General features: G+C 68.6%; 11 protein-coding genes and 2 tRNA genes. 9 read left to right on the top strand and 4 right to left on the bottom strand.

Going from position 1 to position 17,003, the window contains the following annotated elements:
* Positions 1-12: 12 nt before the first annotated feature.
* Both PBN85_RS08365 and PBN85_RS08360 read right to left on the bottom strand, forming a co-directional pair.
* Positions 13-303: a DUF2218 domain-containing protein gene (locus tag PBN85_RS08365; protein ID WP_271300743.1), complete on the bottom strand. Its 291-nt coding sequence runs from the start codon at positions 301-303 to the stop codon at positions 13-15.
* Positions 300-905, bottom strand: a complete 606-nt coding sequence (locus tag PBN85_RS08360; RefSeq protein ID WP_037531295.1) for a PadR family transcriptional regulator — start codon at positions 903-905, stop codon at positions 300-302. Before PBN85_RS08360 ends, PBN85_RS08365 begins: the two co-directional genes overlap by 4 nt.
* A 140-nt stretch (positions 906-1,045) precedes the next feature.
* Here PBN85_RS08360 and PBN85_RS08355 point away from each other — a divergent pair, with 140 nt between their 5' ends.
* The 3 genes from PBN85_RS08355 (at position 1,046) to PBN85_RS08345 (ending at position 2,660) form a co-directional block, all read left to right on the top strand.
* Positions 1,046-2,377: a replication-associated recombination protein A gene (locus PBN85_RS08355; protein ID WP_271300742.1), complete on the top strand. Its 1,332-nt coding sequence runs from the start codon at positions 1,046-1,048 to the stop codon at positions 2,375-2,377.
* Between the two features lie 30 nt (positions 2,378-2,407).
* A tRNA-Thr gene (locus PBN85_RS08350) sits at positions 2,408-2,483 on the top strand.
* A gap of 100 nt (positions 2,484-2,583) precedes the next feature.
* Positions 2,584-2,660, top strand: a tRNA-Pro gene (locus PBN85_RS08345).
* 98 nt (positions 2,661-2,758) lie between these two features.
* Here PBN85_RS08345 and PBN85_RS08340 read toward each other — a convergent pair.
* Positions 2,759-3,538, bottom strand: a complete 780-nt coding sequence (locus tag PBN85_RS08340) for a sulfite exporter TauE/SafE family protein (protein WP_200870331.1) — start codon at positions 3,536-3,538, stop codon at positions 2,759-2,761.
* Positions 3,539-3,883: 345 nt separating this feature from the next.
* Here PBN85_RS08340 and PBN85_RS08335 point away from each other — a divergent pair, with 345 nt between their 5' ends.
* From PBN85_RS08335 to PBN85_RS08310, 6 genes are all read left to right on the top strand, one after another.
* Positions 3,884-4,345, top strand: a complete 462-nt coding sequence (locus tag PBN85_RS08335) for a PaaI family thioesterase (RefSeq protein ID WP_271300741.1) — start codon at positions 3,884-3,886, stop codon at positions 4,343-4,345.
* A gap of 208 nt (positions 4,346-4,553) precedes the next feature.
* Complete coding sequence (locus PBN85_RS08330) at positions 4,554-7,925, top strand: glycosyl hydrolase 2 galactose-binding domain-containing protein (protein ID WP_271300740.1); 3,372 nt, start codon at positions 4,554-4,556, stop codon at positions 7,923-7,925.
* Positions 7,922-9,868 (top strand): glycoside hydrolase family 97 protein, encoded by a 1,947-nt coding sequence (locus tag PBN85_RS08325; protein WP_271300739.1) that lies wholly within the window; start codon positions 7,922-7,924, stop codon positions 9,866-9,868. Before PBN85_RS08330 ends, PBN85_RS08325 begins: the two co-directional genes overlap by 4 nt.
* A 28-nt stretch (positions 9,869-9,896) precedes the next feature.
* Positions 9,897-10,625 carry a GDSL-type esterase/lipase family protein gene (locus PBN85_RS08320; protein ID WP_271300863.1) on the top strand — a complete coding sequence of 243 codons (729 nt, stop codon included), beginning with the start codon at positions 9,897-9,899 and terminating at the stop codon, positions 10,623-10,625.
* The gene (locus tag PBN85_RS08315) at positions 10,625-12,082 is read left to right on the top strand and encodes a carboxylesterase/lipase family protein (protein ID WP_271300738.1); all 1,458 of its coding nucleotides are present in this window, start codon (positions 10,625-10,627) and stop codon (positions 12,080-12,082) included. Before PBN85_RS08320 ends, PBN85_RS08315 begins: the two co-directional genes overlap by 1 nt.
* A gap of 185 nt (positions 12,083-12,267) precedes the next feature.
* On the top strand, positions 12,268-13,506 hold the full coding sequence (locus tag PBN85_RS08310; protein WP_037531307.1) for an ROK family transcriptional regulator: 1,239 nt from the start codon (positions 12,268-12,270) through the stop codon (positions 13,504-13,506).
* A 73-nt stretch (positions 13,507-13,579) separates the two neighbouring features.
* Here PBN85_RS08310 and PBN85_RS08305 read toward each other — a convergent pair whose 3' ends face one another.
* On the bottom strand, positions 13,580-16,858 hold the full coding sequence (locus tag PBN85_RS08305; protein WP_271300737.1) for a TonB-dependent receptor: 3,279 nt from the start codon (positions 16,856-16,858) through the stop codon (positions 13,580-13,582).
* Positions 16,859-17,003: the final 145 nt, after the last annotated feature.

The raw sequence follows: 17,003 nt of genomic DNA, 5'->3' as shown, positions 1-17,003 counted from the left end.
CCGGCGCGCGCCCTACCCCTCGCGCCAGTCGAAGGTCAGCGGCGCCTCGCGGATCGCGAAGCGGTCGAGATGGCTGGCGACGACGCCGCGCATCCGCTCGACATCCTCGCCCGCCGGCACGGTGAGCAAAAGGTCGAGCGTCTCGCTGTCGGCGCGCATCACCAGAACCGATCCGTTGGGGAAGGTGATCGTCCCCTCCTCGGCGGTGAAGCTTACCGTCATCTTGTGGCTCCAATGCTTGGCGAGCTGCTGGAGATAGCGGCTGGCCGATGCCGTCGGCACGCGGGCGACCGAGGCGCTCACTTGATGCGCTCGATCTTGCGGACGACCTCGTCGATCAGCGCGGCGACCTCATGCGCGGCCTCCTCCGACAGATCGTCGGCCTCCAGCCGGTTGCGCAGGACGTTGCGCAGATTGTGCAGCGCGCGGCGGACGGGCGCGCGATCGCTGCGCGCGCGATGCGCGCCGACCTCGGTGAGGCGGGCGATCAGCATCGCCACCTGCTCGGCATGTTCGGCGAGATGCGCCTCACCCGCCGCGGTGACGACGAACCGCTTGCGCGCATTGTCGGACGGCTGTTCGGCGATCAGCTCCATCTCAGCGAGCATCGTCAGCGCCGGATAGACCATCCCCGGCGATGGCGCATAGACGCCGCCGGTCAGTTCCTCGATCGCCTTGATCAGCTCATAGCCGTGGCGCGGTTCGTCGGCGATCAGCCGCAGCAGCACCAGCCGCAGCTCGCCGCCATCGAACATCCGCCGCCGGCCGCCGCCGCGCTGCGCCTCGTCCCACCGTTCGGCGAAGTCCGCAGCGAAACGGTCCCAGCGGTGATGCCCGCCGCGGGGGCCGCAGCCGCGCTGACGGCCGCCATGGCCGTGGCCAAATCCAAATCCAAATCCGTGCATGATCGATTCCCTGTCTGTCATGATGCAGCGAAGATATATCTTACTGGTCATACCGCAAGACCCCTCAAGATATATTTTGAAAGCGGCTGACCCGTGTCGGGGGGGGTGACGCCGGCCCCCTGCCCGCCTATCTCGGGCCGATGGCAGATCTGCTCACCGGCCTCGATCCGGAGCCTCCCGTCGCGCCCACCCCCACCGGCGACGCCCCGCTCGCCGACCGGCTGCGTCCCCGCGCGCTCGGTGAGGTGGTCGGCCAGGAGCATCTCACCGGACCCGACGGCGCGATCGGGCGGATGGTCGCCGCCGGCCGGCTGTCGTCGATGATCCTGTGGGGGCCGCCGGGCACCGGCAAGACGACGATCGCGCGGCTGCTCGCCGCCGCGGTCGATCTGCGCTTCGTCGCCATCTCGGCGGTGTTCTCGGGCGTCGCCGAGCTCAAGAAGGCCTTCGCCGAGGCGCGCGACCACGCCCGCATCGGCAAGCGCACCCTGTTGTTCGTCGACGAGATCCACCGTTTCAACCGCGCGCAGCAGGACGGCTTCCTCCCCTTCGTCGAGGACGGCACCGTCATCCTCGTCGGCGCGACCACCGAGAATCCGTCGTTCGAACTCAACGCCGCGGTGCTGAGCCGTGCGCAGGTGCTGATCCTCCACCGGCTCGGCGCGGAGGCGCTCGGCCAGTTGCTCGACCGGGCCGAGGCGGCGGAGGGGCGCGCGCTGCCGCTGACCCCCGCGGCGCGCGCGGCGATGATCGCGCAGGCGGACGGCGACGGCCGCTTCCTGCTCAACCAGGCCGAGACGCTGTTCGCGGTGCAGATCGACGCGCCGCTCGACCCCGCCGGCCTGTCCGCCTTCCTCCAGCGCCGCGTCGCGGTCTACGACAAGGATCGCGAGGGGCATTATAACCTGATCAGCGCGCTGCATAAGAGCATCCGCGGATCGGACCCGCAGGCGGCGCTCTACTATCTGGCGCGGATGCTGACCGCGGGCGAGGAGCCGCTCTACCTGCTGCGCCGCCTCACCCGCGCCGCGGTCGAGGATATCGGCCTCGCCGACCCGCAGGCTTTGGTCCAGTGCATCGCCGCCAAGGACACCTACGACTTCCTCGGTTCGCCCGAGGGCGAACTGGCGATCGCGCAGGCGTGCCTCTATCTCGCCACCGCGCCCAAATCGAACGCCGCCTATATGGCGCAGAAGAAGGCGTGGCGCAGCGCGCGCGAGACGGGCTCGCTGATGCCGCCCGCCAATATCCTCAACGCCCCGACCAAGTTGATGAAGCAGATCGGCTATGGCGCGGACTACGCCTATGATCACGACACCGCCGACGCCTTTTCCGGCGCCAATTACTGGCCCGACGAGCTGCAGCCGCAGACCTTCTACGAACCGAGCGGCCGCGGCTTCGAGGCGCGCTTGCAGGAGCGGCTGGCGCATTGGGACAGACTGCGCAGCGAACGCAGCGGCGGGGTGGACTAGCGCCGGCGCTTCGGCCATGAGGGCGCCCGCGCCGGTTTAGCTCAGCTGGTAGAGCAGCGGTTTTGTAAACCGAAGGTCGCGGGTTCGATTCCTGCAACCGGCACCACCTTCCTGCTTTGGTCGGCGTGGGATCGCCTCTCCCGCGCGACAAAGCCGCATTGCCGCTTGCCATTCCGGTCCCCGCCCGCCTAAGGGCTGACCCGCGTCGGGGAGTGGCGCAGTCCGGTAGCGCGCCTGCTTTGGGAGCAGGATGTCGCAGGTTCGAATCCTGTCTCCCCGACCATCGCCCCCGGATCGCTAAGGACCCGCGCGCAGCGCTTTACGAATCCGTCCCCGGCACCGCCTCGGCGGCGCAGACGCCGGCCGCCCGCCGCTACGGCCCTAGAAGAACATCTTCCACCCGACCAGCGCGAGCGTCACCGCGAGGATCGGACGCAGCACGTCGTCCGAGATGCGGGTCGAGATCAGGCTGCCGAAGATGATCCCGGGCACCGATCCGATCAGCAGCGACGCGAGCAGCCCGACGTCGACCGATCCCATGAGCCAATGTCCGGAACCGGCGATCAGCGTCAACGGCACCGCATGCGCGATGTCCGACCCGACCAGCCGGTTGGTCGGCAGCTGCGGATAGAGGACCAGCAACACGGTCATGCCGAGCGCCCCCGCCCCGACCGAGGTGAGCGAGACCATCACGCCGAGCAGGACGCCGAGCAGGATCGTCGAGCGCGCGACGCTGCGCCCGGACATCGTGCCGAGCCGCGCGTGACAATAAGCGACGATCTGTCGCCGGAAGAGAATGGCGATCGCGGTGGCGAGCAAGGCGGCGCCGAGCGTCGCGGTGATGATATGCGCGGCGCCGCCCAGTTGCGCGCCGGACCATGACATCACGCCCAGCGTCGCCAGCGTCGCCGGGATACTGCCCGTGGCCAGCCGCCCGACCACCCGCCAGTCGACCGTGCCGCCGACGCCGTGGACGACGGTCCCCACCGATTTGGTGGCAGACGCATACAGCAGATCGGTGCCCACGGCGGTCGCCGGGTGGAAACCGAAGGCGAGCACCAGCAATGGCGTCATCAGCGATCCGCCGCCGACCCCGGTCAATCCGACGAGTGTCCCGACGCCGACGCCCGCGAGCGTATAGAGCGGGTTTATGTCAGCCAGCACTATCGAGCCTCGCACATGCTTCGTTGACGCCTAGCCTGCCCCCCGCCCCCGATCAAATCGAGGTAGAAATTCTGCGTCGGGCCAAATCTGCGGCGAGCGGGCGCACGCCGATGGCCGGGCATTGCGGCGTCGGCGCCCGCGGAATGGGCATCAGAACGCCTTGCCGGATTGTCGTTCGACCGGGCCTTGAGGATCGCTGCGCTATCGCGATCGGCGGATCGCCGGAAAATCCCGCCTTGTCGGGCATGATGCCTCGCCGCCAAAGAGGGGACCGCGCGCGACCCGCGCCGGAATCACACCGGCGCTGTGCGTCGCGACGAATGACGAAGAGGATGCCCGCCGATGAACGTTCTGACCGAACATGCCGGACTCGACGGCCACGACCAACTGGCAGCGCTGATGGCGGCCAATCGTCAGCCGCCGATCGGCGAGACGCTGGATTTCACCATGGTCGAACTGGAGCGCGGCCGCGTCGTGTTCGCCGGCTCGCCTTCGCGCAAGGTCTATAATCCGATCGGATCGGTCCATGGCGGCTATGCCGCCACGCTGCTCGACAGCGCCTGCGGATGCGCGGTGCATTCGGCTCTGGCGGCGGGCCTGGGATATACGACGCTGGAGCTGAAGATCGCCTACCACCGGCCGCTGAGCGAGGCGAGCGGACCGGTCCGCGCCGAGGGCAAGATCATGTCGATCGGCCGCCGCGTCGGCTTTTCGGAAGCGACATTGGTCGACGCGCAGGGGCGCCTCTGCGCCTCGGCGACATCGACGCTGCTGATCTTCCCCCTCGACCCGCTGGCGGGCTGACGCGGCCACAGGCGCCCACAGCTTGGCGAGCCGAGAGCGGGAGCCGCAGTACCCCGCCTTCGCACCACGACCCCGGCAATACATATTTCAATTTGGCTTTTCTGCCGGACTGTGCTTCCTCTCGATGCGGACGGCAGACGATAACGTCGCCGCAAGGGGAGAGGTCAGGATGGCGAAGCGTTCGGCGGCAGCTGGATCGATAGGACTGTTGGCAGCGACGATGCTGGCGAGCGCCGCGACGGCGCAGACCTACGGCCCGTTCAACGCTGACCTGCCCTCGGGTGGGGAAGCGATCCGCCAGACGATCGGCGACGCTTCGACGCCGATCGAGGCTGGCCGCTGGACGCTGTCGGCATGGATCGAGCCACAGGCGCTGCCCTCGACCCTGGTGCCGGTCGCCGGCTTCGGCGATGCGGCGCAGGGACCGCGCCGCTTCCTTGCCCTGAATGCCGATCACCCCGCCTTGATCACCGAGGGCGGGACGATCACCGCCACGACGAGGCTGTCGCCCGGGCGCTGGTATCACCTCGCCGCAATTGCCGAAGCGGGCCGCGTCCGCCTCTTCGTCGACGGCAGGATGATCGCCAGCGGACGGATCGCCGCGGCACCGGTGCCGCCGGTCGCCACGCTCGCGCCGCGCGGCAGTGGAGCGCCGTTCGCCGGTCGTATCGCCGGCTTCCAGCTTGAGGCCGACGCCCTGTCTCCGGCGCTGCTCCGCAGCCGCGCCGCGACGCGCCCCGATCCTGCGCTCATCGCCTTCACCGAAGGCAGCCCGCATTGGCCCGTCCAGGTGCGCCAGATGGCGGGCCAGCTTGCCCCGCAGGATGCCTGGACCCGCCCCCGCTCGAACGCGCCGATCCCCGCCGCCGTCGCCAAGCCGCTGCCGGTGGTGCGCGGTCCCGTCCGTCGCGCCGACGGCAGCTGGGCGATCGACGGCTGGCGCCTTGCCGCCGCGCCGACCGTTACCGGCGACGCCGCCGCGATCAGCCGCACCGGGTTCGACGCCAGCCGCTGGTATGCCGCGACCGTGCCGGGCACGGTGCTGACCACGCTGGTCGATCGCGGCGTCTATCCCGACCCCGCCTACGGCCTCAACAACACGGTCATTCCGGAAACGCTCGCCCGGCAAGACTATTGGTACCGCACCGAATTCGACGCGCCGGCCGACGTCGCCGGCAAGCGCCAGATCCTCACCTTCGACGGCGTCAATTATGCCGCCGACATATGGGTCAACGGCAGCCGCGTCGGCGCGATGAAGGGCGCCTTCATCCGCGGCCGGGTCGCGGTGACCCTGGCGCCGGGCCGCAACGCGATCGCCGTCCGCGTTTCCCCGCCGCCCCATCCCGGCATCGCGCACGAGGAATCGATGACCGCCGGCGTGGGAGAGAATGGCGGCATGCAGATGCTCGACGGGCCGACCTTCGTCGCCACCGAAGGCTGGGACTGGATCCCGTCGATCCGCGACCGCAATACCGGCCTGTGGCAGGGTGTCTCGCTCGCCGCGACGGGGGCGGCAGCGATCGGCGATCCCCACGTCGTCACCAGCCTGCCGCGCGCCGACAATTCGGTCGCCGCGGTCGAGATCACGACGCCGCTCACCAACACCGGCGATCGGCGCGTCACCGCGACCGTCCGCGCCGCCTTCGATGACGTGGCCGTCGAAAAGCAGGTGGCGCTGATGCCGGGCGAGCACGCCGACGTGGTGATGACGCCGGCCGACTTTCCGGCGCTTTCGGTGCACCATCCGCGGCTGTGGTGGCCGAACGGCTATGGCGATCCCGCGCTCCACGACCTGACCGTCACCGCCAGCGTCGATGGCGCGCCGAGCGACGTCAAACGCCTGCGGTTCGGCATGCGGCAGGTCACCTACGATCTGTCGCTGATGGACCAGGCGGGCCGTCTGGAGCGCGTCGGCGTCGATCTGACCAAGGCCCGCAGCCTCCACCAGCGCATTGTCGACGGCAGCCACGAGGGTATCCGGAAGGTACGCGACGGTTGGGCGGCGAGCCTCGTCGCCGGTGCCGAACGAAGCCCGGCGGTGACGCCGGTCACCGATGCACCGGGCCTGTCGCCCTATCTCGTCATCCGCGTCAATGGCGTGAAGATCGCCGCGCGCGGTGGCAATATCGGCATGGACGACTTCATGAAGCGGAGCGATCGCGCCCGCCTCGAGCCGATGTTCCGTCTCCACCAGGATGCGCATCTCAACATCATCCGCAACTGGGTCGGCCAGGACACCAGCGAGACCTTCTTCGATCTCGCCGACGAATATGGCCTGATGGTGCTGAGCGACTTCTGGGAGTCGACGCAGGACTACAATATCGAGGCACAGGACGTCGGGCTGTTCATGGCCAATGCGACCGACGTGGTGAAACGCTATCGCAACCACCCGTCGATCGTCGTCTGGTTCGGGCGCAACGAAGGCGTGCCGCAGCCGGCGCTCAACACCGCGCTCGAGGATCTGATCGCCAAGGAAGACGGAACGCGGCTCTACATGGGCTCGTCGAACCGGGTGAATCTGCAGAATTCCGGGCCGTATAACTGGCGCCCGCCGGTGGAATATTTCACCGAGCACGCCCGCGGCTTTTCGGTCGAGAGCGGCACGCCGTCGCTGCCGACGCTGGAGGCGTGGCAGCGCGCGATTCCGAAGGCGGATCAATGGCCGATCGGCGACACCTGGGCCTATCACGACTGGCACCAGACCGGGAACGGCGGGGTCAAGACCTATATGGATGCACTCGCCGCCCGCTTCGGTGCGGGCACCAGCCTGCCCGACTTCGAGCGCAAGGCGCAGATGATGCAGTACGAATCCTATCGTGCCATCTTCGAGGGGATGAACGCCGGGCTGTGGACGGTGAATTCGGGGCGGATGCTGTGGATGACGCAGCCGGCCTGGCCGTCGTCGGCGTGGCAGATCTTCTCGTCCGACTATGACACCCATGCCAGCTTCTACGGCGTCAAGAAGGCGGCGGAGCCGGTGCATGTCCAGATGAACCTGCCCGACGGCAAGGTCGTCCTCGTCAACAACCGCCTGACCGACATCGCCGGCGCGACCGTTACCGCCAAGGTCGTCGACCTCGCCGGCCGGACGCTGCTCGACCGCAGCACGACGATCACCGCCGCGCACGAGGCGGCCAGCGATGCCCTGGCGCTCGATCTGCCCGCGCTCACCGCGAACGGGCTCGTCCTCGTCGCGCTGTCGGCGCGCGATGCGGCGGGCAAGGACCTCTCCCGCAACCTCTACTGGCAGGGTGCCGACGATGCCGCCTATCGCGGCCTGACCAAACTGGCGCCGGTCACGCTAACGACGACGCTCGCCAGCGCCGCCGTCGGCGACGAGACCGAAGTCCGCGTCACCCTCGCCAACCCGGCGCGCACCCCGGCGATCGAAACCAAGCTGACGATGATGAACGGCGACGGCAGCCAGATCCTGCCCGCCTATTTCAGCGACAATTACGTGTCGCTGCTGCCGGGCGAGACGCGCACGGTGACGGTCCGCTATCCGACCGCGAAGGCGCGCGCCGCCCGCGTCGCATTGCGCGGCTGGAACGTCGCCGCGGCGGCGGAGCCGGTCCGTTGAGGGCGCTGTGGCTCGCCGCCACGCTGATCGCCGCGCCGGCGGCCGCGCAGACCGTCGCCTCGCCCGACGGGCGGCTGGTCGTCACGCTCGGCACGAACGCGGACGATCAGCCGACCTATGCGCTGGCGGTCGCCGGCCGCCCGGTCATCACCCCGTCGCCGCTCGGCCTCGAATTCGAGCAATATGCCAAGCTCGCCAACGGCCTGCGCACGACCGGCGTCGCCCCCTCGCAGGGTGAGGACCGCTATACGCTCCGCGCCGGCAAGGTCGCCGCGGTGGCGGAGCGCTACAACCAGATCATCGTCCATCTCGCGGAGCCGGGCGGCACGCACCGCCGGCTCGACCTGATCCTACGTGCCTATGACGGCGGCATCGCGCTGCGTTACGGCGTGCCGCAACAGCCCGGGCTGACGACGCTGCGCATCGCCAACGAGCTGACGCAATTCGCCTTCGCCGGCGACTATGCGTGCACCGGGCTCAACCTCGGCAGCTTCGGAACGAGCCACGAGGGGGAATATGATCCGGTTCGCGCCGCGGCGATCCGCCCCCACAATCTGTATGAGCTGCCGCTCGTCTGCGACACCGGCAACGCCGGCCCGTCGATCGCCATCGCCGAAGCGGCGGTGGAGCATTGGCCGGTGATGTACCTCACCGGCACCGAGACCGGCGCGCTCGGAGTGGCGGCGAAGCTCACCCGCCGGCCCGACGATCCGGCGATCGCGGTCAGGCTGGACGTCGGCGCCGGGATCGTTTCGCCATGGCGCGTCGTGATGGTCGCCGACACCGCCGGCAAGCTGATCGAACATACGCTGCTCACCAGCCTCAATCCGCCGCCACAGGGCGATTTCGCCTGGGTCAGGCCGGGCAAGACCGCCTGGGACTGGTGGTCGGGGCCGCTGCTCGCCGGCGTCACGCCGGCCGGGTCCAACGCCGCGACCGAGCGCGCGTTCATCGATTTCGCCGCGTCGCTCAAGCTGCCCTATATGATGATCGACGATGGCTGGTACGCCAACAGCGGCACCGGGCCGCTCGTCCTGCCCGGTGCTGATCCGACCAGGCCGATCCCGGCGATCGATCTGCCGGGGCTGGTCCGCTATGCGCGAGCGCGCGACGTCGGCCTGATCCTCTGGATCAACTGGCAGCTGCTCGATCGGGACATGGAGGGGGTGCTCGCCGCGGTCGAAAAGTTCGGCGCGAAGGGCATCAAGGTCGATTTCATGAACCGCGACGATCAGGCGATGGTCGACTTCTACCACCGCCTCGCCGCGGCGACCGCACGGCACCATCTGCTGCTCGACCTGCACGGCGCGACGCATCCCTGGGGGATGACGCGGACGTGGCCGAACTTCATCACGCAGGAAGGCGTGCTCGGCGCGGAATATAACAAATGGACCAAGCGGATCACCGCGCGCCACAATATCACGCTCGCCTATACGCGGATGCTCGCCGGGCCGCTCGACTATACCCCCGGCGGCTATCGCAACGCCACGCCGGCAAGCTTCCGCATCGCCGTCAACGGCCCGCAGACCCAGACGACGCGCGCGGCGGAGCTGGCCAAATATGTCGTGTTCGAAAGCCCGCTCCAGTCGGTCGCCGACACGCCCGATGCCTATCGCGGCCAGCCCGGCCTCGACTTCCTGGCCGAGGTGCCGGCGAGCTGGGACGAGACGCGCTTCGTCCAGGGCACGCTGGGCGAATTGATCGTGCTCGCGCGGCGCAAGGGGGACCGTTGGTATCTCGGCGCGATGACCGACGCCGGGCAGACGATCGCCGTGCCGCTGACGTTCCTCGGCAAGGGGCGGTACCGCGTCCGCACCTGGCAGGACGGCGCGACGGCGGCCGATCTCGCCACGGGCGGCGGGACCGTCGACGCCACGAGCACCCTTCCCCTCGCCCTCCATGCCTCGGGCGGCGGCGTCGCCATCCTCACCCCGGTCCGCTGACCTTTCGGGAGATTGAACCATGCCCCCCATGTTCGCCGCCCTGCTGCTCTCCGCCGCCGCCGTGCCGCAGGCGACGCCGTCCGCGCCACCGCAGCCGCAGGCGGAGCGGGAGGCCGAGGACCGGTTGCACACCGACTTCGCCTGGCTCGGCCGCTATCGGGCGGCGAATGCGCAGGTGACCGGCCCGGTCCGCGTCGTCTTCCTCGGCGATTCGATCACCCAGGGCTGGTTCGACAAGGTGCCCGCCTTCTTCGCCAACGGGCGACAGGGCCGCGGCATCGGTGGGCAGACCACACCGCAGATGCTGCTCCGCTTCCGCCAGGACGTCATCGACCTCCATCCGCAGGTCGTGCAGATCATGGCCGGCACGAACGACATCGCCGGCAACACCGGCCCGATCACCGCCGAGCAGACCGAGGCGAATCTGATGTCGATGACCGAACTCGCCCAGGCGCACGGCATCCGCGTCATCCTCGCCTCGATCCCGCCGGCGGATCATTTCCCGTGGCGTCCCGGTCTCGACACCGCCAGCCGGATCGCCGCGCTCAATTGCTGGATGCAGGCCTATGCCGCGCGGACCGGCGCGACCTATGCCGATTACTGGACCGCGTTGCACGACGGCCAGGCGCTCAAGGCGGCGTGGACCTATGACGGGGTCCATCCCAATGCGGCGGGCTATGCCGTGATGGCTCCGGTCGCCGAGGCGGCGATCCGCACCGCGATGGCGAAACCCGCGCCGCGCGCGACGGCGCGCTGATGATCGCGCTGCTGCTCGCGCTGGCGGCAGGTCCGGTGGTGCGGACCGACGACGGCCCGGTCCGCGGCGAGGCTGCGGGGCGCGGGGCGGTGTTTCGCGGCATTCCCTATGCCGCACCGCCCGTCGCGGGCCTGCGCTGGCGCGCACCGCAGCGGCCGCGCCGCTGGACGCAGGTCCGTGCGGCGGTGGCGACGCATGCCGCCTGTCCGCAGATCGTCTACGGCGACTGGAACCGCGCCGCCGCCGCGGCGAGCGACGAGGATTGCCTGTTCGTCGACGTCCGCACACCGGCGCTCGCCGGCAAGCGGCCGGTGCTGGTCTGGATCCATGGCGGCAGCAATCGCGCCGGCGCGGGCGGCGGCACGGTCGAATCACGCATCACCGACCGGGGGATCGTGCTGGTCAGCGTGCAGTACAGGCTCGGCGCGCTCGGCTTCCTCTCGCATCCCGCGCTCAGCCGCGAACAGGGCGGCCACAGCGGCAATTACGGGCTGATGGACCAGCAGGCGGCGCTGCGCTGGGTGGCGCGCAATATCGCGCGCTTCGGCGGCGACCCTGCGCGCGTGACGATCGCCGGCGAATCCGCCGGGGCGATGGACGTCGGGCTGCACCTGCTCAGCCCGGGTTCGCGCGGCCTGTTCCGGCAGGCCATCGAAGAGAGCGGCACCGCGGGCTTCGGCACCGCGCCGCGCAGCCTTGCCGGCAACGAGGCGCTCGGCGTCCGCATCGCGCGCCGCGCCGGCCTGCCCGCGACGGCCAGCGCCGCGCAGTTGCGCGCCCTGCCGGTGGCGGCGGTGCTGTCGGCGGATGCCGGCGTCGATGTGCCCGAGCTCGACGACGACAGTTTCGTCTGGTTGCAGGCGATCGTCGACGGCCGCGTGCTGCGCGACACGCCGGCACGGCTGCTGGCGCAAGGCCGGGTCAACCCCGCACCGCTGCTGATCGGCACGAACGCCAAGGAGTTGACGCTGCACGGCGGCCTGCCCGCCGCCGCGGCGACGGTGCGCCGAGAATACGGCGGCAATGCCGAGCGCGCCTTGCGCCGCTACGGCCTGCAACCCGGCGGCACGCCGCTGCGCGATCCCCGGCTGGGCGACATCACCGACCAGCTGCCGACCGACGTCACCTTCCGCTGCCCCGCGCTCGTGGTGGCCGATGCGCTCGCCGGCCGGGGCGGCGCGGTGTGGCATTATCAGTTCGACTATGCCCCGCCGGGCGGCGCCGTCGCCCATGCGAGCGAGTTGCGCTACGTCTTCGACCCGCCGCAACCGGGAGAGCCGCCGCTCCAGGCCTATTGGGCGCAGTTCGTCAAGACGGGGCAGCCGAACGGCGCCGGGCTTCCCGTCTGGCCTGCCTATGTGCCGGCGACGCGCGTCTCGATGGCCTTCCATCAGGACGGGCCGGTCGTCGAAACCGACGTGCGCAAGGACCTGTGCGCGCTGCGCGACATGCCATGACCGTGCGCAAGCGCCATCGCGTCCGTCGACGTCGCGACGAATTTGGCTTATATTGGTATGATACCTTGCCATTGCTGGAGGTGAAGCGCGATAGCTGGTGCGGGAAGAGGCCAAGCTGATTCGCCGATCGCGTGACCGACGCGGCGACGTCTCTACGGAACGGCACAGACCAGAAGAGGATGGGGATGGCGATCAGCTTCGGCAGCAAATCGAACGGGCGCACCGATGCCATGCTCGCCGACGGGCGCGACGCCCGGCTGTCGCGCAGCCTGTCCGGCACCAACCTCGAACGCGCCGGCGACTATAACCTGCGCGCCGTGTTGCAGGCGGTGCGGCTGAACGGCGACACCACCCGCGCCGCGATCGCGCAGCAGACCGGGCTCACCGCGCCGACCATCGCCAATATCACCACCCGGCTGGTCGACATGGGCCTCGTCCGTCATGCCGGGCGCATGCAGGGCGGGCGCGGGCAGCCGGCGCTGCGCCTGCAAATCGATCCCGATGGCGCCTTCGCGATCGGCCTCAACATCGACCGCGATCATCTGACGCTGGTGACGCTCGATCTCGCCGGACAGGTCCGCAGCCGGACGACGCGCGAGATCGCCTTCGCCATGCCCGAGGATGTCGTCGCCTTCGTCGGCGCGGAGATCGATCGCGCGATCGCGGAAGGCGGGGTCGACCGCGATCGCCTGCTCGGCGTCGGCGTCGCCATTCCCGACGATCTCGGCCGCATCGCCCTGCCCCATCGCCCCGCCGGCTATGACCGGTGGAGCGACGTGGACCTGGCGGAGCTGCTGTCGATCCTGCCGTGGCCGATCCATTGCGACAATGATGCCGCAGCCGCCGCGCTGGGGGAGGCCGAATATGGCACCGCCTTCGACAATCCGAGCTTCTTCTACCTGCTGATCAGCGCCGGTCTCGGCGGCGGGCCGGTGATCGATCGCTCCTATCATCGCGGCGCCAACGCCCGCAGCGGCGAGATCGGCCTGATGCCCGATACGACGGGCCGCCCCGGCGCGACGGTGCAGGATACGGTATCGCTATCGGCCCTGTTCGCCCGGCTCGAAGAAGCGGGGCTCGGGCGGCCGAGCGTCGAAGACCTCGGCGGGGACGATCCGCGAATGGCGCCGGTGATCGACGGCTGGCTGGCCGATGCCACCCGGGCACTCACCGCGCCGCTCGTCGCGATCAATTGCCTGCTCGATCCCGATGCGATCCTGATCGGCGGGCGGCTGCCGATGCCGCTGATTGAGCGGCTCGCGACGGGCCTGACCGCGGCGCTCGACGCGGTGCCGCAGCCGTCGCGCGCCAAGGTCATGCCCGCGGTGATGGCCCGCGACGCGCCGGCGATCGGCGCGGCGATTTTGCCGTTCCTCGACCATATCCTGCCGTCCGACGCGATCCTGATCCAGAGCGGCCGCTGATCGCGTCGGCCGGATATCGGGCAAAAAGGGTGGAGGGCCGAACGACCCTCCACCCAGCTCGGGGAGGAACCGATCAGAAGGTCAGACGCGTCGTGATCGAGAATTGCCGATCGCTCTTGAAATAGGATCGCGGCGCGGTCAGCCCCTGCGGATTGAGCAGGAACACCGTCTTCGTGGTCGTATCCAACAGGTTCTGCGCTTCGATCCCGATCTTGAAGTTCTTGTTGACCGTCAGGAACACCGACCCGTCGAGCTGCCCGGTCGACAGCGAATAGACCGGCAGGAACGGGAAGCAGCAATCCCGGTTGGTCAGCAGGAATTTCGAGCGCCAGCTATAGGCGAAACGGGCATAGATGCCGCCGCGATCGTAGAAGCCGGCGACGTTGAAATTATATTTGGACAGGCCGGCAAGCGGCAGGTTGCTGTAGATCCCCGTCACGTCGAGCGGCGGCCGCGAGCCATCGGCGGATCCGTTGGTCGGCACGCCGTTGGGGATGTTGCTCGGATCGACGAAGGTGAAGGTCGCCTGCGTTCCCAGTCCCGACAGGACGCCGGGCAGGAAGTCGTAGGTCTGCTGGTAGCTCAGCTCGAAGCCCTTGACCTTGCCATGCCCCGGCGCATTGGCCGGGCCATTGACGGTGACGTCGAACGTCTGGCCGTTGTTGGTGAACGAGCGCTGATAGCCGTAATTGTCGAGGATGATGTTGGTCAGGTCCTTGTAGAAGACCGCCCCGGTCAGCGACCCCACCTTGGCGAAATACCATTCGGCGGTGAGGTCGAATTGCGTCGCCTCGATCGGCCGCAGATAGGGATTGCGCGCCGACGCCTGGAAACCGTAACTGCCCGCGATGTTCGCGCCCGACGGCGTGACGCCGATATAGTTGCGCAGGTCGCCGAAATTGGGGCGCGAGATCGCCTTGGATGCGGCGAAGCGGAACAGCAGCTTGTCGTTGACCTGCAGCTTGGCGTTGAAGCTGGGCAGCCAGTTGCCGAACTTCTGGCTGGCGACGTCCGGACGCGACCCGCCGTTGGAGAAGGCCTGGATCGCCGATTGCTGCGCCGGTGACAGCGTACAGATCACCGGAATGGTGCCCTGCTGCGTCGGATTGGCGATCGAATAGGCGCAGTAGCTTGCCAGATCCGTATAGCGCGCCGGGTTCTGCGTATCCGGCGTGAAGACGTTGTTCGGCGTCGGGAAGGTCAGCGCGCCGAACGATTCGTCCTTGGTGTGGACGTAGCGCACGCCGATATTGCCCGACAGGCTCATCCCGCCGCCGAAATCGTCGATACCGAAGTCGGCACGGGCGTAGGCGCTCCACGTCGCCTCGGTATTGCGGTAATATTCGTTGGGCAGGAAATAGCCATCGGTGACGCCACTGCGATCCTCCAGCGGCGTGTAATTGCCTCCGCCCGCCTTGGTCACCGTGCGCAGCAGCGCGGTCAGCGCGTCGTGGTCGCGCATGATATTCTCGGGGATGTACCAGGTCGCCGGCGGCTGGACCGCCTGGTTGCGGTAGAAGTCCTTGTAGCCGAACAGCGAGGCCTGGTCGGTCGCTAGGCTGTTGAAGCCGACCGGGCCGCCGCCCGTCCAGGTATCCGAAACCGCGCCCCAATTGTTGTAATCGTTGGTCCGCACGGTCTGGTCGCGCTTCGAATAGCGGCCGCCGACGCGCAGCTTGCGCAGGAAGCTTTCGTCGCTGACGTCATATTGCAGGTCGCCGCGGAAGGCCCATTCGTCGCCGTCATTGTCGGCGCGGTTGTTGAACGCGTCGCGGAAATAGGTCGACGCCTTGTCGCCGAAATAGCCGGCGGTGTCGCGTCCGTCCGGTCGCAGCGTGATCTGCGGCGTCTGGCCGCGCAGGTCGATATCGACGCCGGAGAAGGTCGCCATATCGACGATGTCGTCGACGTTCTTCGACTGCGACTTCACATATTGGCCGTCGAGGTTGACGTGCAGCCGGTCGGTCGGCTCGATCTTCGCGTTGAGCGAGAAATCCTGCGTCGTCGCCTTCTGGTAGAAATAGCGGTTGGAGAAGGTGGTGAAGATGCCGTTGGGGGCGAACTGGGTCAGCTCGCCATAGGTGCCGTCCGACCGATTGCCGAACACCGCGCCCGAACGCTTGACGATCGAGCCGCTGGTGAAGATGCCGTTATCGTCATAGGTGTTGGTGGTCCCGGCGCGCGGGAAGGTGGTGGTGACGTCGCCGTAATAGACGTTCGGCTCGATCGTCTTCTCCAGCCAGTTCTGTTCACCGGTGGTGCGCAGATATTGCGCGGTGAGCAGGAACGTCTTGGCGGCATTCTCGAACTGCGCGGCGGCGGAGACGCCGATGCGCTTGCGGTCGAAGGTCTGCGTCCGCGATCCGCCGCCGACCGGCGCGTAGACCGGGCCGGCACCGCCATTGGGCACCGGATAGGTATCGAACAGGCTCGACGCATAGCCGGTGCCGGCGTTGATCGTCCGCCCCTCGCCCGCATCCTGGACGCCGTTGCCGTTGCGATCGTCATTGTAGCGCGGCAGCATCGAGGCGAGGAACACCGAATCCGATCGGCTGTATTGCTGCGAATAGCTGGCGCTGGCGAGTATTCCGAAGCGGCTGCCGCCGGCGGTATCCCATTGCTGGCTGTACAGGCCGACGACCGAGGGTGCGCCGCGCCGCTCGAGATCGCCCCAGTTCATGCTGCCCGACAGATAGACCAGCCGCTGGTCCTGATCGAAGGGCTTGCGCGTGTTGATGTTGACCGTGCCCGAGATGCCGCCTTCGATCAGGTCGGCGGTCAGGTTCTTGAACACCTCGACCGAGCCGATCAATTCGCTCGGCACGTCGTTGAAGCCGATCTCACGGCCGCCCGACACCGCGAAGGTGTCACGGCCGTTGAACTCGCCGCGCACGTAGCTCAGCCCGCGGATGACGACGCCCGAACCTTCGACCGAGAAATGCTGCGAATCGTTCGGCGCGGCGAAGCGGCTGATCGCGACGCCGGGGACGCGCTGCAACGCTTCGTTGACCGACCGGTCGGGCAAGGCGCCGATGTCCTGCGCGGTGATCGCATCGACGACGGTGTCACTGTTCTTCTTGATGTTCTGCGCGGTGGCGAGGCTCTGGCGGACGCCGGTGACGACGATTTCCTCGCGTTCGGTATCGGGCGGGGTGACCGAACTGTCCTGCGACGCGCCGGAGGTGCCGGTGGTCGCCGCGGCCTGCCCCTCCGCGGTCGGCGCGGTGCCGGCAGCGACGGCGGGGGTGCCCGATGTCGTCCCCTGCGATCCATCCGTCACCGGCTTCGTCGGCGTTGCGGTATCCTGGGCGAAGGCAGGCTGCACCGCTCCGAACAGCGCGAACAATGACACACCGAGGCAAAGCTCATGCAGCGAGCTGCGACCCGCGCGACGCGTAGCACCAACCATCATCATGTCCCCTTTCAGTCCTCATCCCACGACATTCCCACCGGTTTCGCCCGAGGTTTCCGGCTTGGCATATGATCCGCCATTGTTG

Source organism: Sphingomonas sp. CV7422 (assembly GCF_027945725.1).
In the GTDB taxonomy this organism is placed as follows: Bacteria; Pseudomonadota; Alphaproteobacteria; order Sphingomonadales; family Sphingomonadaceae; genus Sphingomonas; species Sphingomonas kyungheensis.
This window is presented reverse-complemented; position numbering and strand designations above follow the sequence as displayed.